The 22,065-nt window shown below is 34.6% G+C and carries 23 protein-coding genes; 20 read left to right on the plus strand and 3 right to left on the minus strand.

What is annotated here, in order from left to right; all coding sequences use genetic code 11:
• Positions 1 to 9 precede the first annotated feature (9 nt).
• The 10 genes from B2145_RS06540 to B2145_RS06585 all read left to right on the plus strand — a co-directional run bounded on the left by B2145_RS06540 (position 10) and on the right by B2145_RS06585 (position 10,579).
• Positions 10 to 297 carry a heavy metal-binding domain-containing protein gene (locus B2145_RS06540; protein WP_291099899.1) on the plus strand — a complete coding sequence of 96 codons (288 nt, stop codon included), beginning with the start codon at positions 10 to 12 and terminating at the stop codon, positions 295 to 297.
• Between the two features lie 195 nt (positions 298 to 492).
• On the plus strand, positions 493 to 1,011 hold the full coding sequence (locus tag B2145_RS06545; protein WP_291099902.1) for a hypothetical protein: 519 nt from the start codon (positions 493 to 495) through the stop codon (positions 1,009 to 1,011).
• Positions 1,012 to 1,131: 120 nt separating this feature from the next.
• Positions 1,132 to 1,665: a virulence RhuM family protein gene (locus B2145_RS06550; protein ID WP_349677741.1), complete on the plus strand. Its 534-nt coding sequence runs from the start codon at positions 1,132 to 1,134 to the stop codon at positions 1,663 to 1,665.
• Between the two features lie 179 nt (positions 1,666 to 1,844).
• Positions 1,845 to 2,492: an HAD family hydrolase gene (locus tag B2145_RS06555; RefSeq protein WP_291099905.1), complete on the plus strand. Its 648-nt coding sequence runs from the start codon at positions 1,845 to 1,847 to the stop codon at positions 2,490 to 2,492.
• A gap of 229 nt (positions 2,493 to 2,721) precedes the next feature.
• Entirely contained in the window at positions 2,722 to 3,327 is a 606-nt protein-coding gene (locus B2145_RS06560) for a class I SAM-dependent methyltransferase (RefSeq protein ID WP_291099908.1), read from the plus strand.
• A 160-nt stretch (positions 3,328 to 3,487) separates the two neighbouring features.
• Positions 3,488 to 4,699 carry an MFS transporter gene (locus tag B2145_RS06565; RefSeq protein WP_291099911.1) on the plus strand — a complete coding sequence of 404 codons (1,212 nt, stop codon included), beginning with the start codon at positions 3,488 to 3,490 and terminating at the stop codon, positions 4,697 to 4,699.
• Between the two features lie 796 nt (positions 4,700 to 5,495).
• Positions 5,496 to 7,184 carry a glycoside hydrolase family 28 protein gene (locus B2145_RS06570; protein ID WP_291099914.1) on the plus strand — a complete coding sequence of 563 codons (1,689 nt, stop codon included), beginning with the start codon at positions 5,496 to 5,498 and terminating at the stop codon, positions 7,182 to 7,184.
• 81 nt (positions 7,185 to 7,265) lie between these two features.
• Positions 7,266 to 8,471: a pectate lyase gene (pelA, locus tag B2145_RS06575; protein WP_291099917.1), complete on the plus strand. Its 1,206-nt coding sequence runs from the start codon at positions 7,266 to 7,268 to the stop codon at positions 8,469 to 8,471.
• A gap of 177 nt (positions 8,472 to 8,648) precedes the next feature.
• Positions 8,649 to 9,536, plus strand: coding sequence for a carbon-nitrogen hydrolase (locus B2145_RS06580; RefSeq protein WP_291099920.1), 888 nt, complete (start codon positions 8,649 to 8,651; stop codon positions 9,534 to 9,536).
• Between the two features lie 2 nt (positions 9,537 to 9,538).
• Positions 9,539 to 10,579: an agmatine deiminase family protein gene (locus tag B2145_RS06585; protein WP_291099922.1), complete on the plus strand. Its 1,041-nt coding sequence runs from the start codon at positions 9,539 to 9,541 to the stop codon at positions 10,577 to 10,579.
• A gap of 81 nt (positions 10,580 to 10,660) precedes the next feature.
• Here the strand turns inward: B2145_RS06585 and B2145_RS06590 are convergent, their stop codons facing one another.
• Positions 10,661 to 12,928 (minus strand): M1 family metallopeptidase, encoded by a 2,268-nt coding sequence (locus B2145_RS06590; protein ID WP_291099925.1) that lies wholly within the window; start codon positions 12,926 to 12,928, stop codon positions 10,661 to 10,663.
• Positions 12,929 to 13,101: 173 nt separating this feature from the next.
• On the opposite strand from B2145_RS06590, the gene B2145_RS06595 reads away from it, so the two are divergent.
• The 4 genes from B2145_RS06595 to B2145_RS06610 all read left to right on the plus strand — a co-directional run bounded on the left by B2145_RS06595 (position 13,102) and on the right by B2145_RS06610 (position 16,204).
• The gene (locus B2145_RS06595; protein ID WP_291099928.1) at positions 13,102 to 13,953 is read left to right on the plus strand and encodes an aldose 1-epimerase family protein; all 852 of its coding nucleotides are present in this window, start codon (positions 13,102 to 13,104) and stop codon (positions 13,951 to 13,953) included.
• Positions 13,954 to 14,040: 87 nt separating this feature from the next.
• A complete protein-coding gene (locus B2145_RS06600; protein WP_291099931.1) occupies positions 14,041 to 14,979 on the plus strand; it encodes an alpha/beta fold hydrolase in 939 nt (312 codons plus the stop codon).
• 2 nt (positions 14,980 to 14,981) lie between these two features.
• On the plus strand, positions 14,982 to 15,533 hold the full coding sequence (locus tag B2145_RS06605) for a GNAT family N-acetyltransferase (protein ID WP_291099934.1): 552 nt from the start codon (positions 14,982 to 14,984) through the stop codon (positions 15,531 to 15,533).
• Between the two features lie 119 nt (positions 15,534 to 15,652).
• Complete coding sequence (locus B2145_RS06610) at positions 15,653 to 16,204, plus strand: DUF3575 domain-containing protein (protein ID WP_291099937.1); 552 nt, start codon at positions 15,653 to 15,655, stop codon at positions 16,202 to 16,204.
• A gap of 9 nt (positions 16,205 to 16,213) precedes the next feature.
• On the opposite strand, the gene B2145_RS06615 is transcribed toward B2145_RS06610, so the two are convergent.
• A complete protein-coding gene (locus tag B2145_RS06615; RefSeq protein WP_291099940.1) occupies positions 16,214 to 16,438 on the minus strand; it encodes a VF530 family protein in 225 nt (74 codons plus the stop codon).
• A gap of 69 nt (positions 16,439 to 16,507) precedes the next feature.
• On the opposite strand from B2145_RS06615, the gene smpB reads away from it, so the two are divergent.
• Positions 16,508 to 16,960: an SsrA-binding protein SmpB gene (smpB, locus tag B2145_RS06620; protein ID WP_291099943.1), complete on the plus strand. Its 453-nt coding sequence runs from the start codon at positions 16,508 to 16,510 to the stop codon at positions 16,958 to 16,960.
• 87 nt (positions 16,961 to 17,047) lie between these two features.
• Positions 17,048 to 18,097: a Fic family protein gene (locus B2145_RS06625; protein WP_291099946.1), complete on the plus strand. Its 1,050-nt coding sequence runs from the start codon at positions 17,048 to 17,050 to the stop codon at positions 18,095 to 18,097.
• A 27-nt stretch (positions 18,098 to 18,124) separates the two neighbouring features.
• Here B2145_RS06625 and B2145_RS06630 read toward each other — a convergent pair whose 3' ends face one another.
• Positions 18,125 to 18,766 (minus strand): protein-L-isoaspartate(D-aspartate) O-methyltransferase, encoded by a 642-nt coding sequence (locus tag B2145_RS06630; RefSeq protein WP_291099949.1) that lies wholly within the window; start codon positions 18,764 to 18,766, stop codon positions 18,125 to 18,127.
• Between the two features lie 131 nt (positions 18,767 to 18,897).
• On the opposite strand from B2145_RS06630, the gene B2145_RS06635 reads away from it, so the two are divergent.
• Genes B2145_RS06635 through B2145_RS06650 form a run of 4 tightly spaced genes read left to right on the plus strand, consistent with a single transcriptional unit; the run spans position 18,898 to position 22,037 of the window.
• Positions 18,898 to 19,863: a Gfo/Idh/MocA family protein gene (locus tag B2145_RS06635; protein ID WP_291099952.1), complete on the plus strand. Its 966-nt coding sequence runs from the start codon at positions 18,898 to 18,900 to the stop codon at positions 19,861 to 19,863.
• 3 nt (positions 19,864 to 19,866) lie between these two features.
• On the plus strand, positions 19,867 to 20,463 hold the full coding sequence (locus B2145_RS06640) for a hypothetical protein (RefSeq protein ID WP_291099955.1): 597 nt from the start codon (positions 19,867 to 19,869) through the stop codon (positions 20,461 to 20,463).
• A 1-nt stretch (position 20,464) separates the two neighbouring features.
• Complete coding sequence (locus tag B2145_RS06645; RefSeq protein ID WP_291099958.1) at positions 20,465 to 21,352, plus strand: 3-hydroxyacyl-CoA dehydrogenase family protein; 888 nt, start codon at positions 20,465 to 20,467, stop codon at positions 21,350 to 21,352.
• A gap of 1 nt (position 21,353) precedes the next feature.
• Positions 21,354 to 22,037: a YggS family pyridoxal phosphate-dependent enzyme gene (locus B2145_RS06650; RefSeq protein WP_291099960.1), complete on the plus strand. Its 684-nt coding sequence runs from the start codon at positions 21,354 to 21,356 to the stop codon at positions 22,035 to 22,037.
• Positions 22,038 to 22,065: the final 28 nt, after the last annotated feature.

A 22,065-nucleotide genomic window follows, 5' to 3' on the forward strand; every position in this document is an offset into this window, starting at 1 on the left:
TTGTAAAAAATGAAAAATAGAATTTTTTCTGCCATAATAGTGGCGCTCCTATTGGTTTCTTGTAACCAAAAAAATAAAAAAGCAACAACAAATAACTCGCACATGATGGATAACAATTCCACAATGATGCACAATGACTCTACAATGATGAATAATGATACAAAAATGATGCACGAGAATTCTAAAACTTATTCTTGTCCGATGCATCCCGAAGTACAGGGTAATTTAAACGCTAAATGTCCAAAATGCGGAATGAAATTGACCGTTCCCGTACCTGAATCCTCAGAAAAAAAATAAATAGTTTACTATTTTTACCTATTGAATTCAAATCAGCCATGCTGTTAAATGGCTATGCATGATTTTAAAACAAACTATGACCCATAGCTGTCCACTCTTTAAGACAGCTATGGGATATCATGCCAAAGTTGGCGCGAGCACCCGATAGCGGATTTGCAATCCGTGCCCTTTTCAATAGGATTTAAAATAAAACGTATGTCAAAACGAGACGAATTACATCAATTGCCATTGTATCAAAAAGCAGAACAAATTTTTAAAATCACACAAGGATTAGTCGAAATTGTTCCCGTTGACAATGAATTTCTTCAAGAAACAACGGTCCGATTTATGTTGGAAAATGCGATGATAATACCGGCTAAAATTGCGGGAGCTCAAGCAGTCGAATTGTACGATTTAAAAATGGAAAACGCAACCATTATTCGGAAAGCAGCAAGAGAACTATATGTTCAAGCAGGTAGTTTGCGCTTTGAAGAAGATATCTTGGACAAAGACTACATCCTTTTATTGAGAAAAGAAATTGATGAATTCCGACTTTTATTCATTGACTGGGTTGCTGGTTTTGATGTGTGGAATTATATTAAAGACGATTGGGGATTGTTCAATCCTCCAGGAGTAAATGCGCACGATAAAGACCCCGATGAAGACATTCCTTTTAATCCTGATGATTTTTTTGATTTTGAGGATGATGAAGACGATGAGAATGAGGACGATTAATTTGACAACCCGCTCACCAGTTGGCGAAGTCTCCCGCCTTCGGAGTGATAAAATCAAACCCTAAATCCTCAAACCCAAATTTGAGTATTTTTTGTATTTTTACATTTCAATAATTTTTATATGCTCGAAAATCAATCTAACATTCTGATATATCAAACTGAAGACGGCGTTACGAAAATAGAAACCCGTCTTCTGGACGAAAGCGTTTGGTTAGCCCAATCCCAAATAGCAATCCTCTTTGACAAAGGTAGATCTACAATTGCAGAGCATATTCAAAATGTGTTCAAAGAAGGTGAATTAATCGAAAACTTGGTGTGTCGGGAATTCCGACACACCACTCAACACGGTGCTATTGTAGGAAAGACACAAGAAAAAACGGTACGATATTATAATCTCGATGTCATTATTTCTGTTGGTTATCGAGTAAAATCACATCGTGGTACGCAATTTCGTATTTGGGCAACACAGCGATTGAAAGAATATATCGTAAAAGGATTCGCGATGAACGACGATTTGCTCAAACAAGCTGGCGGAGGCAATTATTTTGACGAATTATTGGCTCGAATTCGGGATATACGCCCCAGGCTGGCGAAGTCTCCCGACTTCGTGCCCATCACTAAATACCATTCCAACTTTATTAACTCTGATTTCTGAACTGTTTTAGTTGCATTGTGTTGTAGCTACGAAGTCGGGAGACTTCCAGCCAGAGCTAAGGCAAATAAATATAATTTATAAAAGACAAGAACAAGAAAAAACAATATTCATACCTTTGGGCATTATGCCAAAATGATAATCGAAAAGTGTAACCTTTCGATTAATTTAAAAAATAATAAATGAAATTTAAAGGAGTAATTTTTGATTTAGACGGAACACTTGTTAATTCACTTGAAGACATTGCAGATGCTATGAATAGTGTCCTTCAAGGCCTCAGCTACCCAACTCATAGTTATGAAGCCTATCAATATTTCATTGGAAGTGGTCTTAGAAATTTGGTAAGCAAATCGTTACCTTCCACCCATAATGATGAAAAACAAATTGATAATTGTTTCCATTTGATGATTGAAGTATATCGTGATACTTGTACGCATAAAACAAAACCCTATGATGGGATTTTCGAATTATTGGACCACTTAATTTCACGCAATATGAAACTAAGTGTATTCTCCAATAAAGCGGATGAGCTTACCAAGGAAATTACAGCTGCTCTATTTCCTAACTATTTTGATCCTATAGTTGGTTTGACTACTGAATCACTAAAAAAACCCAATCCATTTGAAGCCGTGGAAATAAGTAAAAGCTTAGGATTAAAAGCCGAAGAAATAATTTTCGTGGGAGATTCCGGTATTGATATGCAAACGGCAACGAATGCCAATATTTTTGCAGTGGGTGTATTATGGGGATATCGACCAAAAGAAGAATTGATTTCAAATGGAGCAAAATATTTATTAAGCCATCCTTTAGATTTAATTCCCATTTTATAACCAAGGATCAAATGGTTTGAATAGTATAAAAACCCTAAAGTCCAGATTTACTCACGAGCGAAGCGTCCCGAAAGCTTTCAGGACGACGAAGTAATCCGTGCCCAAAACAACTTCGGAAAAAATCATAAATAACAAATTAATTTTTGCAAGATATTTTTTTACTTTTACAAAAAGTATTCCCATCTTAACTTAGCATTGACAAGTCACTACAAACAAACTAAAAGTAAATATGAAAACGAAAGATTTTTTTGCAGAAAAAGCAAAAGACTACGATAATGAAGAATCCAGAACACAAAATGTGAGTACAATTGCACAAACCATTTTAAGGGAAGTAGCCTTTTCAAAAGAAATGGGCATTATGGACTTCGGTTCTGGAACGGGATTGTTATTGTCTGAAATTGCACCTTATGTGGGCGAAATTACAGCAGTAGACATTTCTTCATCAATGATTGAAGTGCTACAATCAAAAAGGAATGCAATAGACTGCCAACTTCAAATAGTGCAGATGGATTTAACTACAGCAACGCTGGACAGAAAATTTGACGCTATTATTTCTTCTATGACAATCCATCACATAAAAGATACATTAGCCTTGTTTAAGAAGTTCCATTCGCTGCTAAAGGATAACGGGACAATTGCAATAGCAGATCTTGACACAGAGGATGGTTCGTTTCACACCGAAGATACAGGAGTGTTTCATTGTGGATTTGACAGAGATGAATTTGTAAAAAGTGCCAAAAGTGCTGGATTTAAAGACATAAAAATCCAAGATGCAAGTACAGTGACAAAACCAACTGGCACTTATTCCGTATTTTTATTGACCGCTAAAAAGTAATACCGTTAACGTGGTTTTAGTAGTGTCAACAACTTTTATTTATATAACTTTGCTCTCACTAATAGAAAAATATTTTTCTGTTGGTTACAATCCCGATAAGTAGAAAACGGTTTTCATCTCACTTTACTTTACACGAATCGTACAAAGAGCCAAGCAGTCAATGAATCTTACCACTTTCAATTCTTTTAAAAACAAAAATTTCAGATTGTTTTTTTCGGGACAATTCATTTCCTTGTTAGGAACTTGGATGCAAAAAACAGCTGTAAGTTGGTTAGTCTATTCCTTAACGCAATCCAAGTTTATGTTGGGTGTTTCGGTTTTTGCCACCCTTTTCCCAACTGCATTATTTTCGTTGTATGGTGGCATTGTGGCTGACCGATATGACCGCTATAAAATATTATTAATCACACAAATTGTATCTTTATTTCAAGCTATTTTAATGACATTAGCCGTTGTATTTTTTAAAGAAAATATAGTTTGGTGGATTATTTCATTGAGTGCAATGTTGGGAATAATCAATGGTTTTGACATTCCTGCCCGTCAATCTCTGGTACGGGAACTCATTGTTGACAAAACCGATTTGCCTAATGCGTTAGCGTTAAATTCATCGATGGTTAACTTGTCAAAACTAATTGGCCCCGCCATTGCAGGTTTTGTTTTGGAACGATTTGGCGATGCCATTTGTTTTGGCAGTAATGCCGTCAGTTTTATTGCCGTTTTAATATCCTTATTTTTGATGCAATTACCCAAACAAGAAATAAAACCAAAAGCCGACAAAAATCTTAAAAAAGAATTTGCAGAAGCTTTTTTATTTATAAAAAATACTCCAGCAATCAGTTCCGCCATCTTTTTCACGGGGCTGATGGGCTTGTTAGTTTTGCCCTTTTCCACGTTGACACCCGTTTTTGCAAAAGATATTTTCAGAGGTTCTGCCTCAACATTAGGCGTTGTTGATGGTGTTATTGGTTTGGGAGCTTTTCTGGGTGCATTGTTTTTGGCCTCTTTAAAACAAGGAACTAATTTAACTCAAGTTTTAGCTAAAAACACCTTTTTGTTTGGCATTGGACTACTATTATTTTCACAAACAAATTTTTATCCGCTGGCGTTATTGTTTTTACTATTTGGCTCTTTCGGAATGATGTCTGTATGGACGATTACAAACACTATTGTTCAGGTCAATGTTCATAATGAATTTCGGGGTCGTGTGATTAGTATTTATTTAATGATATTAACTGCTACGGTGCCCATTGGCAGTTTACTGGTGGGTAGCGTTTCCCATTATATAGGAGTGCAAACCACCATTTTGATTCAAGCAATTCTTGCAATGATAATCTCGGTTTTTTATATAATTTATCTTCGAAAAAAAGAATAAAATATCCTTTATAAGATACAATTCATTCCTAAACCAAAAAGGCACCAACTATTTTGACTCAATATCTCCATTGAAATTAGAGACACATTTAAGGTCAAAAATCTAGTGTTCTAAACCATTTTTAAAAATAAACCACTATGGACTTAAAGTCCATAGTTTCGGTTTAGCAGACTAAAAGTCTGCACGGCTGAAAAACATAAAAAAATTAAACCGCAAATTCGCAAATTTAAGTGAACCCATAAAAGTAAAAAAAATAATTTGCGAATTTGCGGTAAATGTTTTTAGAACCTGAAAGGTAGATGCACTAAAGTGCATAGTTTTAACTATCTCTGTGACCAATAAAAGCGCTTCAATCTTTAAAAAAATAGACATACTATTACCTATCGAGGTTATTTTAATATGTACCTTTATTCATACTTAAAATTAGCTCCTTCAAAAAGGTAAAATTATAATCTAAATTATTAAAGACTATTCTGTCCCCCGAAATTAAGATAACAAATCAAGACTAATTAAGATAGGAATAAAAACCTTAAATAGTATAAGAATAAAAATTCAAAAAGTAAACCTTCATCGACAGGACGCTACGAAAATTACTGTATTATAGCCCAAAATTGTATTCTATATATTTTTAATTGTAATTAATTTGCAAATGTTTATTTTTTAAATACATTTGTGTAATCGATTGCATTATTATTTTTCAGATTTAAATAGATTACTTTTTTCTATTTCAAACCCAAATAATAAAGGCAATATATGTAAAACGCAATTATTCTAGATTTAAAAATATAGCAAAGAGATGAAATTTAAATCAATTAACGTACTATTTATTGCTTTCGCAGTTCTAATGACTAGCTGTTCAAAAAATATTGTCGCCAATAAATCAGAGTCCAATGAAACTTATAAAAACATTGAATTCAAAATGGTAAAAGTCAAAGAACCATCCATTCCGAACAATATGGTAAACATAAAAGATTTTGGGGCAACAAGTGGAGGATATGTTTTAAACACCAAGGCTTTTGCCGATGCAATTGATGCTGTGTCAAAAAAAGGGGGTGGAAAAGTGATTATTCCTCCTGGAATTTGGCTTACGGGTCCAATTATTTTGAAAAGTAATATCGAATTACATGCAGAAACTGGAGCATTAATAAAATTCTCTACTAACAAAGATTTATATCCAATTATCGAAACAAGTTTTGAAGGATTAAATACTTGGCGTTGCATCTCTCCTATTTACGGTAAAAATATTGAAAATGTGGCAATTACCGGAAATGGTGTTTGGGACGGTTCTGGAGAGGTTTGGAGACTAGTTAAAAAGAGCAAACTAACAGAAAGTCAATGGAAAAAACTTATTGCTTCGGGCGGAGTGCTCAATGATAAAAAAGACAGTTGGTACCCTTCACAGCAGTATTTAAATGCTTCTAAAAATGCAGACCAAAATATTCGTCTTGATTTAAAAACCAAAGAAGACTTTGAAGCAATTCGTGATTTTCTTCGCCCAGTAATGGTAAGTATTCAAAATAGTAAAAGAGTACTTCTTGATGGCCCCGTATTTCAAAATTCTCCTGCTTGGTGTATTCATCCATTAATGATAGAAGATTTAATTGTTCGTAATGTAACCGTTCGCAATCCTTGGTTTTCTCAAAACGGCGACGGTCTTGATGTAGAATCCTGCAAAAATGTTCTTGTTGAAAATTCTAGTTTTGATGTGGGTGATGATGCCATTTGTATTAAATCAGGAAAAGACAAAGATGGTCGAGATAGAGGTATTCCTTGCGAAAACATTATTGTTAGAAACAACATCGTTTATCATGGCCATGGAGGTGTAACAGTGGGTAGCGAAATGTCTGGAGGCGTTAAGAATCTGCATGTATCTAATTGTACTTTTATGGGAACTGATGTTGGATTGCGTTTTAAAAGCAACCGTGGACGTGGAGGTATTGTCGAAAACATCTTTATTTCGGATATTTTTATGACCGATATTCCTTCACAAGCTATTTCTTTCGACCTCTATTATGGAGGAAAATCCATTGCAGAAACTTTGGCCGAAGGAGGGAATCAAATTAGCACAAAAATGGTTCCCGTAAACGAGGAAACCCCACAGTTCAAAAACATTTCCATAAAAAACATTACTATTTCGGGAGCTTATCAAGCCGTATTTTTACAAGGTTTGCCTGAAATGAATCTTCAAAATATTGAAATCTCAAACTTAATTGGAAAAGCAGATAAAGGATTTTCAATCATTGATGCCAATGGAATCAAACTTAGCAATATTAAATTGGACATAAAAGACAGTAATGTATTTGACATCTATAACGGTAAAAACATGTCTTTCAACAACATTGAATTTAATTCAACTTCACCTAAAGCAGTTACAATTAATGGAGCGGCTTGCGAGAATATTGAATTAGTTTCATCACCAACATCGGATTATTCCAAAAAAACAACCATTGGGGAAACTGTTCCTAAAGGAGCAGTAAAATTGTAACCAAAAAAATTAATCTATAAACCCGTTGGGAGTAATAAATTTTAATGATTACACTCAACGGGTTAAAAAATAATTTAAACAATGAAAATGTTCAAAAAACAACCCAAAAGCAGTACACTATTTCTTAGTATAATTCTAACGTCATTTTCATTCGTTTTTTCAATTGCCCAATCCAACAAGAACGATAAAACGATAATTAGCACAAAACCATTTGCTGATGGAGTTAATCATTGGTATTACATTAGTGACGAAACTAATATTGTAAATCCAGTTCCCAATCAGCCAAAATACCCTGAATCTGAATACACAAAAATTGCCGATAACATCTTGTATTTTCAACGCGATAATGGTGGATGGCCAAAAAATTATGATATGAGTGCTATTTTAACCCCTGAGCAAATAAAAAATGTAGTTAAAACAAAGTCCATTTTGCATACCACTTTTGATAATGCTACCACTTATACACACATCTATTATTTAGCACAAGTTTATACCCAAACTAAAACCGAAAAATACAAAGAGGCTTGCTTAAAAGGGATAAATTTTATACTCAAAGCTCAATTTTCTAATGGGGGTTGGCCACAATACTATCCATTAGAAAAAGGGTACAGCCGCCACATTACCTTCAATGACGGGGCTTATATGGGTATTATGGATATGTTAGAAAAAGTAATTAACAACGACCCGAATTTTGCATTTGTAGATACTAAAACAAAAACTAAAGTAGCTTCGTCTTATCAAAAAGGAATAGATTGTATCTTAAAAACTCAAATTATTGATCAAGGAAAACTTACCGCTTGGTGCCAACAATACGATGAAAAAAATTTATCTCCAGCTTGGGCCAGAAAATTTGAACCGCCAAGTATCTGCAATGGAGAAAGTTCTGAAATAGTTTTATTTTTGATGAATATCGATAATCCAAATGAAAAAATAATCAAATCAATACAAGGCGCCGTAAAATGGTTTTCAGACTCCAAAATATATAATACAAGAATAGAAACTTTTGATGCACCTCAATTTGATTCAAAATATAAAACAGTTAGCAATGATCGAAGAGTAGTGATTGATTCTACCGCACCTCCTATTTGGACTCGCTATTATGAATTAGGTACAGAAAGACCATTGTTTTGCGACCGAAATAGTAAATACCTATATTCATTTGCCGAGATTAGCCGAGAACGACGCAGCGGTTATGGCTGGTACACTTATGCACCACAAGAAGTATTAGATAAATATACCAAATGGCAACAAAAATGGGCTCCAACCAGTAATGTTTTAAAACCCTAAAAATAAAATAATTTTTTCATTATCGATTATAATTGATACTACTTGTAAAATTATTCCAACCTGTTTTAAAATTTTAATTCTAAATAATTAGACAGTATACAAATACAAATTATTTCTATTTACAATATTTCCTACTCCTTATAAAATCACTATTTTTGCATTCTAAATTTTGCCCTTATGCCAAATAAAAAATACAAAATAGCGGTTATCCAATTGAATTTGAATGACGTTGCCGAAAACAACCTGAAAAAATGTTTAAACTGGGTTCGTGATGCCGCCAATCAAGGTGCCGAAGTCATTTCGTTGCCTGAACTATACAGCAGCCACTATTTTTGTCAAAATGAAGATGTCGATAATTTTGCCTTGGCAGAACCTTTGTACAGCACTTCGTTTACCGCTTTTAGTGCTTTGGCAAAAGAATTGAGAGTGGTAATTATAGTTCCATTTTTCGAAAAAAGAATGGCGGGAATTTACCATAATAGTGCTTATATTATCGATACCGATGGTTCCGAAGCGGGATTGTATCGCAAAATGCACATTCCGGACGATCCTCATTTTTACGAGAAATTCTATTTCACGCCTGGAGACATTGGCTTCAAAGCCTTTCCAACCAATAAAGGAAAAATTGGAACGCTCATTTGCTGGGATCAATGGTTTCCCGAAGCGGCAAGATTGACCGCTTTACAAGGTGCCGAAGTCTTATTTTACCCAACGGCAATTGGTTGGCACCCATTAGAAAAAGAGCAATATGGCGAGAACCAACACGGCGCTTGGATGAACGTGATGAAAGGTCACGCTGTTGCTAATGGAGTTTATGTTGCTGCGGCTAACAGAATCGGCTTGGAACAATATTTACCTGACACGGCTGGAATCCAGTTTTGGGGCTCCTCATTTATTGCCGGCCCACAAGGCGAAATTTTGGCGCAAGCCTCACACGATAAAGAGGAAATTATTATGGCCGAAGTTGATTTAGACTTACAAGAAAATGTACGCCAAAATTGGCCGTTTTTTAGAGATAGAAGAATTGATGCTTTTGGCGATATTACAAAAAGAGCAATCGATTAATTATGAGTGCAACCACCAGAAGATTCCCGGCAGAATGGGAAAAACAACAAGGTATTTTACTTTGTTTTCCGCATAATGGCAAAGATTGGCCTGGGAAATACGAAGCAGTTCAATGGGCTTTTGTCGAATTTATAAAAAAAGTCGCTACTTTCGAGCAAGTTATTTTGATTGTTGCCAATGAAAATCAAAAAGAAAAAGTGGTTGAAATGCTTGAAACTGCTTATGTACAAATGACCAACATATCTTTTATCATTCATAAGACAAATAGAAGTTGGATGCGTGATTCGGGTCCTATTGTAGTGAAAAACGGAGACGAAAGAGAAGCCTTAAATTTTAATTTTAATGGTTGGGCAAAATATAAGAATTTTCAACTGGATAAATTTGTTCCTTCTAAAGTCGCCAAATTTTTAGACATTCCATTAACCCAGATTTTGCACAACGGAAAACCAGTAATCGTGGAAGGTGGAGCCATCGACACCAATGGAAAAGGTACTTTACTCACTTCCGAAGAATGTTTACTGCATCCCGATATTCAGGTTCGGAACCCCAATTTTACCAAAGCGGATTATGAAACTGTTTTCAAAGAATATTTAGGAATTACCAATGTTATTTGGCTTGGCGATGGAATCGAAGGAGATGACACCCACGGACATATTGATGATTTATGCCGATTTGTGAACGAGGATACTATTGTTACGATTGTTGAAAATGATTCAAAGGATAGCAATTATAAACCTTTGCAAGACAACTTAAAACGTTTGCAAAGTGCAAAACTAGAAAACGGAAAATCTCCAAAAATCGTTGTTTTGCCAATGCCAAAAAGATTGGATTTTGACGAACTTCGTTTGCCTGCCAGTTATGCCAATTTCCTGATTTTGAATAATTGCGTCTTGGTTCCTACTTTCAACGATGCAAATGATAGAATCGCTTTAAACATACTTGCTGGCTGTTTTCCTAACAGAGAAATTATTGGGATTAGTGCTATAGATTTGATTTGGGGTTTTGGCACTTTACACTGTTTAAGTCAACAAATTCCCGAATAATTTTATTTTTTACCTAAATTAAAAAAGCACCAACATTTTGCAAAATGTTGGTGCTTTTTTTATAAACTCGCTTAAAAATTGCTAGTCTTTTTTGAATGGAATTTTTTGACCATTAGATAAAATTATCATATCGAAGCCATTTTTACTTTCATTAAATTCGAATTTGAGTCCAGCTTCTTTAGATTCAAAAGTATCTTTTGCAATAAGTTCTACGGTAAACTTTGGATAATCTGTTATTTCAACATTGACGATTCCTCTCTTTTTCGAAAAAACAATTTTTATTGGAGCATTTCTATTGGAGAAAGTGCCTAAATAACCATCCAAGTTTATGTCTTTTTCAACGATTCCCGTGGCTGAAGTCCAACTATTGTTACTTTCATTACTGTCCGGAAATACGTGATCCGGATCTATAGTAATACTTTCAATTTCTTCGGTAGTATTTTGTTTAAATGCCCATTCCTTGTTTTTTTGCCAAATTTCCACGGGTAATTTGACACGGGTAACTTTTCCGCTTTTTGTTTTAATATCCAAAATTACCGGCATCGCCATTTTTTCGAAGTTTCCAATTGTAATGTAAACCCCTAATTTAGGATCATTTTCTACATATTTTATAGAATTTACACCTTGATCCAATTTCCAATTATTCACAAACCATCCTCGCCAGAACCAACTTAAATCCTCACCCGAAACATTTTCGATAGTTCTAAAAAAATCATCTGGTGTAGGATGTTTGTATGCCCAACGCTCTACATAAGTACGAAATGCCAAATCAAAACGTTCGGGGCCCAAAATCTGTTCGCGCAACATCACTAGACCAGCACTTGGTTTTGAATAACATAAAGTACCAATATTGGCTTCTTTCATATTATCCGGAGAACTCATGATCGTTTCTAAATTTGGGTCAGTATATTTTTTTGCATCCTTATGCAAGTCTAAAGGCTTGTCTTTGTATTCTCCTTTGTTAAAATCAACGGAACTTAACGTATTGATAAAAGTATTGAATCCTTCGTCCATCCATCCATATAAACGTTCGTTAGAACCCACCACCATCGGAAACCAGTTGTGACCAAACTCATGATCAGTAACTCCCCATAAATCTTCTCCTTTTGATTCCCAACCACAAAAAACAATCCCGGGATATTCCATTCCACCTTCATTTCCTGCAACATTCGTCGCTGCTGGATAAGAATATTCGAACCATCTTTTCGAATAATTTTCAATTGAAGTTTTAGTATATTCTGTTGAACGACTCCAAGCGTCATTGCCTGCACTTTCTATTGGATAAGCAGAAATCGCCATTGATTTTTTCCCGCTTGGCAAATTAATCCTTGCAGCGTCCAAAATAAATGCAGCAGACGATGCCCAAGAAACATCACGGGCGTTTTTAATTTTAAAATGCCATGTTTTATTGGATTTAGATATTGCATTGGCTGTAGCCGTAACTTCTTCGCCAGAACGAATTACGACTGTTTTATCACTTTGCGAAGCGTTAACAAAACGCTTTTGTTGCTCGGCGGTAAGCACTTCGGGTGAGTTTGCTAATTCTCCTGAACAAACCACAATTTGGTTTGAAGGAACGGTAATATTTACATCGAAGTTACCGTATTCAAGGAAAAACTCCGAGGCACCCAAATATGGATTTGTGTTCCAACCTCTTATGTCGTCATACACGCACATTCTTGGATACCACTGCGCAATGGTGAAAATTTTACCGTTTTTTGTTTCCAAAACGCCCATTCTATCTGAACCTTCATTTGGAGAAATGAAAGAATATTCAATTTTAATTTTAACGATTCCTCCTTTAGATTTCAACTCTTGAGGAAGAAAAACCTGCATCCTTGTATCGCTGATTACAAATTTGGCATTGGTTTCTTTAGTTTTTCCTTTGCTGGTTGTGATAATTTTCACGGATTTTATTTTATCCCCTCCATCAAAAATTTGCCCTTGGGCACCATTTCTGCTTCCGTTAATAGGAATAACGGCATTGCCGCGAGAATCAGATTTGAATAAATTTTGGTCTAATAACATCCAAAGAAAAGACATTTTGTCCGGACTGTTGTTTGTGTAAGTTAGAATATCGGTTCCCGTGATTTCATTGTTTGCAACATCTAATTTGGCAGACAATTGATAATCAGCCCTGTTTTGCCAATATTCAGCTCCGGGCTGACCACTTGCGGAACGGGTAGTTGTACCATCTTTAGTATAAAAAAACGGAGCAAAAGCATCGTAATAATCATACTTAGAAATTTGTTGATTTGCTGTGGAAACAGGAATTTGTTGTGACCATATAGTCGAAATCCCAAATAATAAAGCCAGTTGAAGTATGGCTTTGAAATAATTATTTTTCATTTTGTAAATTTTCTATTGCAAATTAATGAAAAATAAACATATGACTGAAAATAAATTTAAAATTTTGACAAAAATTTATCAATTATACAATTAGCATCATTTTATTATTTCAAATTAAATTTATGAAATATATTTACGTCTTCAAGACTATCATAACCTAACTAGCAACAATTTTGACTACAACAATATCAAACTCCAATTTAACGGCTCAAATAAATCATTTTGGTGCCGAATTATTTTCATTAAAAAACAGCAAAAACAAAGAATACATTTGGGAAGGAAACCCTGCTTTTTGGGGCAAACACTCCCCTATTCTATTCCCTATTGTAGGCACGCTAAAAAACAATTCCTATCACTATAATGGCGCCGAATATCATTTGTCTAGACACGGTTTTGCAAGAGATACGGAATTCAAATTGATCGAAAAATCTGAAAATAGCGTCACATTTTCATTAATCTCATCGGAGGAAACGAGAAAAGTGTATCCATTCGATTTTGAATTGCAAATTATTTATACGTTGGATGAACGCAGTTTGAATATTGAGTATAAAGTTATCAATAAAAGTAAATCACAAATGCCATTTTCCATCGGAGCGCATCCCGCATTTGCTTTGCCAGGAAATTTTGAAAATTATTCACTTGAATTCGAAAACGAGGAATCTTTGGAATATCATCTTTTGGAAAATGATTTGATTTCGTATAAAACAAAAAAACTCGAAGTCAAGAATAAAATATTGCATCTGAATTATCAACTTTTTGAGAATGATGCCTTAGTTTTCAAATCATTACAATCCAAATCATTGACGATTTTGGAAAATTCGAACCCAGTACTGCGAGTTGATTTCAAGGATTTTTCCAATTTAGGGATTTGGACAAAAAAAGATGCGCCTTTTATTTGTATCGAACCCTGGTTGGGTTATTCTGATACAGAAGAAAATTTCGGAAATCTTTTCAAGAAAGAAGGTATTCAAATTTTGAATTCAGGGAAAAGCTTTAAAGCAAAATTCAACATTGAAATTTTCTAACCAATGAAAACTATTTTCTACATTTGGACGATGAACTAAATATAACTGAAGTTCATAAATAAACTTTTCTTCATTCAAAATCCAACTATGCGCAATTTACTTCTTCTGTTACTCTTTATATTTTTATCATCGGGTTGTTCCGGTTATAAAACAACCGAAGATTATGTTTTTCCTTCCAAAATAGAAAAAGCTAAATATATTAAATCTTATAACCAAACACTGAAATTATGGGATGTTCCGTTTGAAGAAACAGATGTAACAACCAGTTACGGTACCGCACATGTCATCATGAGTGGACCAGAAACCGGCGAGTCTGTAATTTTATTCTCTGGTACGGATGCGAGTTCCACCATGTGGTTTCCCAATATAAAAGAATTCGACAAAGGATATAGAGTTTATGCAATCGATTTTCCTTTAGAAGCCGGAAAGTCGATGTCGAGTGTCATTAAATTGAGCAATAAAGAAATTGGTTTTTTTTATAAAGAGGTTTTTGAGCATTTTCACATGAAAAACATTAATTTGGTCGGAATATCGAGAGGTGGCTGGATAGCTACATTTTTAGCATTACAGCCTGATAATAAAATAAAAAAAATGGTTTTACTGAGTCCGGCCCAAACCTTCGGTGGTATTAATAACATTGTCAAAGTCTTATCTGGATTATTGCTCAAAGTATACCCAAGCCATAAAAATTTAAACATTTTTTTTAACTCATTTTCATACTATCCAGATAAAATTAACGGTCTCTTTAAAGAACAACTTTATCTGGCCTATAAATATGGAAATAGTAGACCCCGATTATTAAAAATGTCACGTTTTTCTGATAAGGATTTAAGGTCATTGAAAATCCCCGTAATGGTTTTAGTTGGTGATCATGATATCATGAATAGTGAAAAAATCCTCGAAAAAGCTCATGAATTAATTCCAAATACAGAAACAGCCGTAATCAAAAATGCAGGGCATTTCTTAAGTATTGATCAATCGGAAATAATAAATAAAAAAGTTGTCGATTTTTTAAATAAGAACTAATAATGTTAACTATAGACTTTACTCCTTTCCCTAATGTTGAAACTGAACGTTTGCAATTAAGACGTGTTGTTAAGGAAGATGTAAACGAAATTTTTGCACTTAGATCTAACGAGCAAACAATGAAATACATTCCAAGACCATTGGCAAAAACCAAGGAAGACGCTCTGGGACATATTGCGATGATTGACGAAAAAATAGAAAATAACGAAGGAATAAATTGGGCAATTACTTTAAAAAACAGTCCGAAACTAATTGGAATCATTGGACATTACAGAATAAAACCGGAACATTATCGTGCCGAAATTGGATACATGTTGCTTCCTAAATATCACGGAAAAGGAATTATTACAGAGGCAATAAATTATGTTGTGAATTATGGATTTGAAATAATGAAATTACATTCAATTGAGGCCATTATTGATCCTGAAAATTTTGCTTCAGCCAAAGTCTTGCAAAAAAATGGCTTTGTTAAAGAAGCCCATTTAAAAGAAAATGAATATTTTGAAGGACGCTTTTTGGATACCGTGATTTATTCAATTTTAAATAATCGTTAATTTTAATTCTCACTTTATATAGTAATTTAATGACAAAATAACAAATTCATCTATTCATTATCTATATATTTGACGCCGAAACCAATTCCTTTATAGAAAAATACTCGAAAATTTATCACATGAAAAAACTACTTATTTTAACTATTCTTTTATTTTCTATTCACTCACAAAGCCAAACCTACGTAAAAGTCAATGCGTTAACAACGCTGTTAACAATCCCAAATGTGGGTATTGAAACCAGCATTGGAAAAAAATCAACATTTCAATTTGACATTACCGCTTCTTTTTGGAAATCCCTAAAAGGCAAACCTATGCAATTTTATATTTTTGTCCCGGAATATCGGTATCATTTTCACGAAAAATATAATGGTTTTTATGTAGGAGCAAATGTAGGAGCAACCATTTTTAATTTTCAAAAATGGAATTATTTGAATACTAATGTATACCAAAAGGGAATTGGGTATGTTATCGGAGCAACAATTGGATACCAAAAAAAGATAAATGATCGATTTCTTATTGATTGTTTTTTAGGAGGAGGCTCGCATCAAGGTTTTTATAAAGGCTATTATATTGGTACAAATACTCGTTATGAAACTGCTGAACATTACAACAAAAGTGGGGAATGGCTACCTTATAGAGGCGGTGTTATGGTTTCGTACCGTTTAAATTAAATCGAAATATTAAAACTTTGTAGAAGTGTTTATATACAATTCTTCGACTTTTTTTCTTGCCCAATCCGTTTTTCGCAAAAAAGTCAAACTCGATTTGATACTTGGATTATCAGTAAAGCATTTAATTTTTATCAATTCTCCCAAAGTGTCAAAGCCATAATAATCGACAAGCTGTTCCAAAATTATTTGAAGTGTTTTACCATAAAGTGGGTCTTTTGATTTCGGTTTTTCCATTCAGCAAATTTAAAGCAATTTTAAATAACTATTGACATTTCGTTGTTTTGTTCCTACATTTGCAATCCTATGCTAAAAACAATAAACATACTTAACAAAAGAGCCCGTTTCGATTATGAAATTATCGAAAAATTTACGGCAGGAATTGTTTTGGCTGGAACCGAAATAAAATCCATCCGTTTAGGGAAAGCCAATATTACCGAAAGTTTTTGCGAATTCAGTGGTAATGAACTCTTTGCAATTAATACTTATATCGAAGAATATTCTTTTGGCAATCAATTCAACCATAAAGCGAGAAGCGAACGCAAGCTTTTACTGAATAAACGGGAATTAAAAGGGTTGCTGAGAAGCGTTCAGGCAAAAGGGTTGACCATTGTTCCCTTGAAATTATTTACCAATGAAAAAGGTATGGCAAAACTTGAAATTGGACTTTGCAAAGGAAAAAAAACCTACGATAAACGCGAATCGCTTAAAGAACAAGACACAAAACGTGATCTTGACAGAATAAAAAAGTCCTTTTAAATCATTAATTGAAGTTAAAATAGTTACACTATTTTTTATTTAAAATTATGACTAAATTAGTCAAGACTTTAAAGATCATTCGTAAAAATGAAAACACAACTCAAAAATGCAAGAGAGCAAAAAGGATTAAAAACTCGAGAAGTGGCTCATCTTTTGGGAATCGATCAAGCCTTAATTAGCAAATTCGAAAACGGATCAAGAAAACCAACCAAAGAACAAGTCGTCAAGTTGGCTTCTTTGTTGGGAATTGACTTTGAAACACTTATGGTTGCTTGGCTGAAAGAGAAAATCCTTTATGAAATAGGTCAGGATGAATTTGCCATAAAAGCAATGAATTTAGTTCTTGAAGAAGTTGAAAATAGTAGTACAACCATCAAAAAAACACTTTCCAAAAACTTGCAGTCGATTCTTGACGAAATAGATGTCTTAAAGTCAAAATTGGATCAATTTCGGAAATTTGATAATTCTAAAATTGAGCAAGCTTTAGAATTGGAATACACTTTTGAAAGCAACCGTATCGAAGGAAACACACTTACACTTCGCGAAACAGATTTGGTCATCAACGAAGGTTTGACAATTTCCGGAAAAAGTATGCGGGAACATCTTGAAGCCATCAATCATCAGGAAGCTATTGCTTACATCAAGCATTTGATGGAGAAAAACACTGCCTTAAATGAGCGAGAAGTTTTGTCCATTCACAACTTGATTTTGCGTGGCATTATGCCCGATGATGCGGGCAGATACCGTCGTGTGCAAGTGATGATTAAGGGCAGTTCACATACACCGCCACAACCATTTTTGGTTTCCAAGGAAATGGAAGATTTTTTCCTTTGGTATGAAACCAATAAGAATAATCTACATCCAATAATCTTGGCAGCAGAACTTCACGAGCGTTTAGTAAATATCCACCCATTTATTGATGGAAATGGTAGAACTTCCCGTTTGGTAATGAATCTTATTCTATTGCAAAATGGCTATGTAATTGCCAATATAAAAGGTGATCACGATAATAGAATGCAGTATTACAATGCACTCGAAACCGCTCAAACAAAAAACAACAAAGAAGATTTTATGCTTTTTGTTGCTCAAACCGAGAAAGAAAGTTTAGAGCGCTATCTTGATAGTATTGGTCAATAAAAAATCCCGCAATAGCGGGATTTTTTATTAATTTTTATTTTCTAATAAAGGCACGAATTTAAAATCTCCAAACTCGTGTTTCTCAAATTGTGTTTCATTTTTCCTGATTAGCAAAGTCATTATTTGTTTTTCTTCGCCCAGTGGAATGACCAGCCTTCCTCCTATTTTTAGTTGTGCCATCAAGGCTTGCGGAATTATTGGCGCGCCAGCCGTAACGATGATACTGTCGAAAGGAGCGTGATTGGGCAAGCCTTTATAACCATCCCCAAAAGAAAGATGTTTGGGTCGGATGCCTAATTTTGGTAACAGAACCGATGTTTGCTTGAACAGTTCATTTTGTCTTTCGACACTATAAACCTTGGCTCCCATCAAACACAAAACTGCGGTTTGATACCCCGAACCGGTTCCTATTTCGAGGATTTTATGGTCTTTTTTTACTTCCAATAATTGACTCTGAAAAGCTACCGTATAAGGTTGTGAAATGGTTTGTCCGGCACCTATTGGGAAAGCTTTATCCTGATAAGCATAATCGGCAAAACTGGAATTCAAAAAAAGATGTCTTGGAATTTTCTTGATAGCTTCCAATACATTTTTGTCAATTATTCCCTTTTCTTTCAAAAGAGTTACTAATTGATTGCGAAGTCCTTGATGTTTGGCGGTATCTTTCAAAGTTTAAAATAATATATTTCGGTAAAAATAAACTTTAATAATTCAAAAATCAAATAACAATTTCCAAAACTTTAAACCCTAAACTTCATACTTTAAGCAAATAAATTATATTTTTGTTAAAAATACATTTTATGTTAAAAGTAGGCGTTTTAGGTGCAGGACATCTTGGAAAAATACATTTACGATTATTACAACAATCCGAGAAATATGAATTGGTTGGTTTTTATGATGAAAATCAAGAAAATGCCGATAAAGTTGCCAAGGAATTTGGCTATAAAAAGTTCTCGACAATTGCCACTTTAATCCACGCTGTCGATGTGATTGATATCGTGACGCCAACGCTTTCGCATTACAAATGTGCCAAAGTTTCCATCAAATCCGGCAAACACGTTTTTATAGAAAAACCCATTTCAAATACTGTTGCCGAAGCCGAAGAAATCATTGCTTTAGCCAAAGAATTTAACGTAAAAGGTCAAGTAGGTCACGTCGAAAGGTTCAATCCTGCCTTCAAGGCGACCAAGGATATGATTGAAAATCCAATGTTTATCGAAACGCATCGTTTGGCAGAATTCAACCCTCGCGGCACCGATGTTCCCGTGGTTCTCGACTTGATGATTCACGATATTGATGCGATTTTAAGCGTGGTAAAGTCTAAAGTGAAATCAATTAATGCCAGCGGAGTTGCAGTAATTAGCGACACGCCAGATATTGCAAATGCTCGAATTGAGTTCGAAAACGGATGCGTTGCCAATTTAACGGCCAGCCGAATTTCATTGAAAAATATGCGTAAATCACGCTTTTTCCAAAAAGATGCTTACATCTCGGTCGATTTCTTGGAGAAAAGATGCGAGGTCGTAAAAATGAAAGATGCTCCCGAAATTCCCGGAGATTTTGATATAATTCTACAAAATGCCGAAGGCGTAAAAAAACAAATCTACTTTTCTAATCCTGATGTGGAGCAAAACAACGCTATTCTTGACGAATTGGAATCCTTTGCCGATGCCATCAACAACGACACCACTCCAGTTGTAACATTGGAACAAGCGACGGAAGCATTGCGAGTGGCTTACCAAATTATTGATTGTTTTAAGAAGTAATTAATGGAAAACAAATTAGAAATCAAGTTTAAAAATCAAAAGCAATTATTTGAGATTTTAGAAGATGAAATAAATGTAGACCTAAACACCGAAAAACATAAAATACAATATAATATTCCATTAGAAGAAATTCAAAAAACACAGTATATTAATAAAAATAAACCAGGGAAAACAACATTAATTTTATTTGCATCTTTACTTATAAACGTTAATTTTATCTTGTTAGCTATTTTCGATTTTTATAAGTTTAATCCTGATTTAGTTCAATATATCCTGTTTACTACTTGCTTATTGTTTTTGGGTATTATAAAAAAATTTCTTGATGGTCATAATGAAAAACACATAGATTCCTCTAAACTTTTATACTTTATCTACACTAAAAATAATGCCGTGGAAGTTGATAAATTCATTCAATTAATCTATCAAAAACAAATCGAATTTTTCAGAAAAAAATATTTTAAAATTGACCCTGTTTTACCCTATAATGTTCAATACGAAAGATATATTTGGCTATACAGTAATAAATATATCAATGAAAATGAATACGAAATAATAAAAGAAGATTTAGATAAATTCTTCAATTTTAATCCAACAGTATAATATGAAAACAATAGCCGTAATTGGAGCGGGAACAATGGGCAATGGTATTGCGCATACTTTTGCACAAAGTGGTTTTGCCGTAAAACTTATCGATGTTTCCGAAAAATCATTGGATAAAGGAATGGCTACCATTGCTGCAAATTTAGACCGAATGGTTGCCAAAGGAACCATCACCGAGGAAGATAAATTCAAAACCATCGGCAATATCATCACGTATACCGACATCAAAGATGGTGTTGTTGGCGTGGATTTGGTTGTTGAAGCAGCCACCGAAAACGTGGATTTGAAACTCAATATCTTCAAGCAATTGAACGAGGCTTGTTCGCACAATACGATTTTGGCAACGAATACTTCTTCTATTTCCATCACGCAAATAGGTGCTGTTGTGGTTCATCCGGAACGCGTTATCGGGATGCACTTTATGAATCCCGTACCCATTATGAAATTGGTCGAAATCATTCGGGGTTACAACACGAGCGACGAAGTGACGAAAATCATTATGGATTTATCTGAAAAACTGGGAAAAACTCCAGTTGAAGTAAATGACTATCCCGGTTTTGTTGCCAACAGAATTTTGATACCAATGATTAACGAAGCCATCGAAACATTATACAACAAAGTGGCCGGCGTTTACGAAATTGACACCGTAATGAAACTCGGAATGGGTCACCCGATGGGGCCATTGCAATTAGCTGATTTTATTGGTCTTGACGTTTGCTTGGCAATCTTAAACGTGATGTATGATGGTTTCAAAAACCCAAAATATGCGCCTTGTCCTTTATTAGTCAATATGGTTCGAGCCGGAAAACTAGGTGTAAAATCTGGCGAAGGTTTTTATGATTATAGCGAAAGTAAAAAGGCGGAAAAAATCTCGAAACAGTTTATTTAATATGTCAATCGCACAAAACCTCCTCAAAATAAAATCCTCTTTACCCGAAAACGTAACCTTAGTTGCGGTTTCTAAAACCAAACCCATTCCTGATTTGATGGAAGCTTATGATGCGGGTCAACGCATTTTTGGCGAAAACAAAATCCAGGAAATGGCCGAGAAATGGGAAGCGATGCCAAAGGACATCGAGTGGCATATGATTGGCCACGTCCAAACGAACAAGGTCAAATTTATGGCACCATTTGTGAGCTTGATTCACGGTGTTGATAGTTTGAAATTATTGGAAGAAATCAACAAACAAGCACAAAAAAACAATAGAATCATCGATTGCTTGTTGCAAATACACATTGCCGAAGAGGAAACCAAGTTTGGTCTCGACGAAGACGAACTTAACGAAATCCTGACTTCTTCAACATTTCAGGAAATGAAAAACATTCGAATTGTCGGATTAATGGGAATGGCGACTTTTACGAATAACCAAGAACAAATCAGGAAAGAATTCACCCATTTGAAAACCATTTTTGATAAATTACGTAATGGTGGATCCGGTAGAGACGCACTGCAGTGCGTCTCTACAAAGTGCGTCTCTACGTTGTCAATGGGAATGTCTGGCGATTATCAACTCGCAATTGAATGCGAAAGCACGATGGTTCGGATAGGAAGTCGTATCTTTGGAGGAAGATAATTGTCCCTCGCCTTTAGCCTGTCTTGAG

The sequence above is a fragment of the Flavobacterium sp. UBA5153 genome (assembly GCA_002413745.1).
Taxonomy (GTDB): domain Bacteria; phylum Bacteroidota; class Bacteroidia; order Flavobacteriales; family Flavobacteriaceae; genus Flavobacterium.

Coding starts and splice junctions, on each gene's coding strand:
- B2145_RS06540 (WP_291099899.1), top strand. CDS start 10: ATGAAAAATAGAATTTTTTCTGCCATAATAGTGGCGCTCCTATTGGTT.
- B2145_RS06545 (WP_291099902.1), top strand. CDS start 493: ATGTCAAAACGAGACGAATTACATCAATTGCCATTGTATCAAAAAGCA.
- B2145_RS06550 (WP_349677741.1), top strand. CDS start 1,132: ATGCTCGAAAATCAATCTAACATTCTGATATATCAAACTGAAGACGGC.
- B2145_RS06555 (WP_291099905.1), top strand. CDS start 1,845: ATGAAATTTAAAGGAGTAATTTTTGATTTAGACGGAACACTTGTTAAT.
- B2145_RS06560 (WP_291099908.1), top strand. CDS start 2,722: ATGAAAACGAAAGATTTTTTTGCAGAAAAAGCAAAAGACTACGATAAT.
- B2145_RS06565 (WP_291099911.1), top strand. CDS start 3,488: ATGAATCTTACCACTTTCAATTCTTTTAAAAACAAAAATTTCAGATTG.
- B2145_RS06570 (WP_291099914.1), top strand. CDS start 5,496: ATGAAATTTAAATCAATTAACGTACTATTTATTGCTTTCGCAGTTCTA.
- pelA (WP_291099917.1), top strand. CDS start 7,266: ATGAAAATGTTCAAAAAACAACCCAAAAGCAGTACACTATTTCTTAGT.
- B2145_RS06580 (WP_291099920.1), top strand. CDS start 8,649: ATGCCAAATAAAAAATACAAAATAGCGGTTATCCAATTGAATTTGAAT.
- B2145_RS06585 (WP_291099922.1), top strand. CDS start 9,539: ATGAGTGCAACCACCAGAAGATTCCCGGCAGAATGGGAAAAACAACAA.
- B2145_RS06590 (WP_291099925.1), bottom strand. CDS start 12,928: ATGAAAAATAATTATTTCAAAGCCATACTTCAACTGGCTTTATTATTT.
- B2145_RS06600 (WP_291099931.1), top strand. CDS start 14,041: ATGCGCAATTTACTTCTTCTGTTACTCTTTATATTTTTATCATCGGGT.
- B2145_RS06605 (WP_291099934.1), top strand. CDS start 14,982: ATGTTAACTATAGACTTTACTCCTTTCCCTAATGTTGAAACTGAACGT.
- B2145_RS06610 (WP_291099937.1), top strand. CDS start 15,653: ATGAAAAAACTACTTATTTTAACTATTCTTTTATTTTCTATTCACTCA.
- B2145_RS06615 (WP_291099940.1), bottom strand. CDS start 16,438: ATGGAAAAACCGAAATCAAAAGACCCACTTTATGGTAAAACACTTCAA.
- smpB (WP_291099943.1), top strand. CDS start 16,508: ATGCTAAAAACAATAAACATACTTAACAAAAGAGCCCGTTTCGATTAT.
- B2145_RS06625 (WP_291099946.1), top strand. CDS start 17,048: ATGAAAACACAACTCAAAAATGCAAGAGAGCAAAAAGGATTAAAAACT.
- B2145_RS06635 (WP_291099952.1), top strand. CDS start 18,898: ATGTTAAAAGTAGGCGTTTTAGGTGCAGGACATCTTGGAAAAATACAT.
- B2145_RS06640 (WP_291099955.1), top strand. CDS start 19,867: ATGGAAAACAAATTAGAAATCAAGTTTAAAAATCAAAAGCAATTATTT.
- B2145_RS06645 (WP_291099958.1), top strand. CDS start 20,465: ATGAAAACAATAGCCGTAATTGGAGCGGGAACAATGGGCAATGGTATT.
- B2145_RS06650 (WP_291099960.1), top strand. CDS start 21,354: ATGTCAATCGCACAAAACCTCCTCAAAATAAAATCCTCTTTACCCGAA.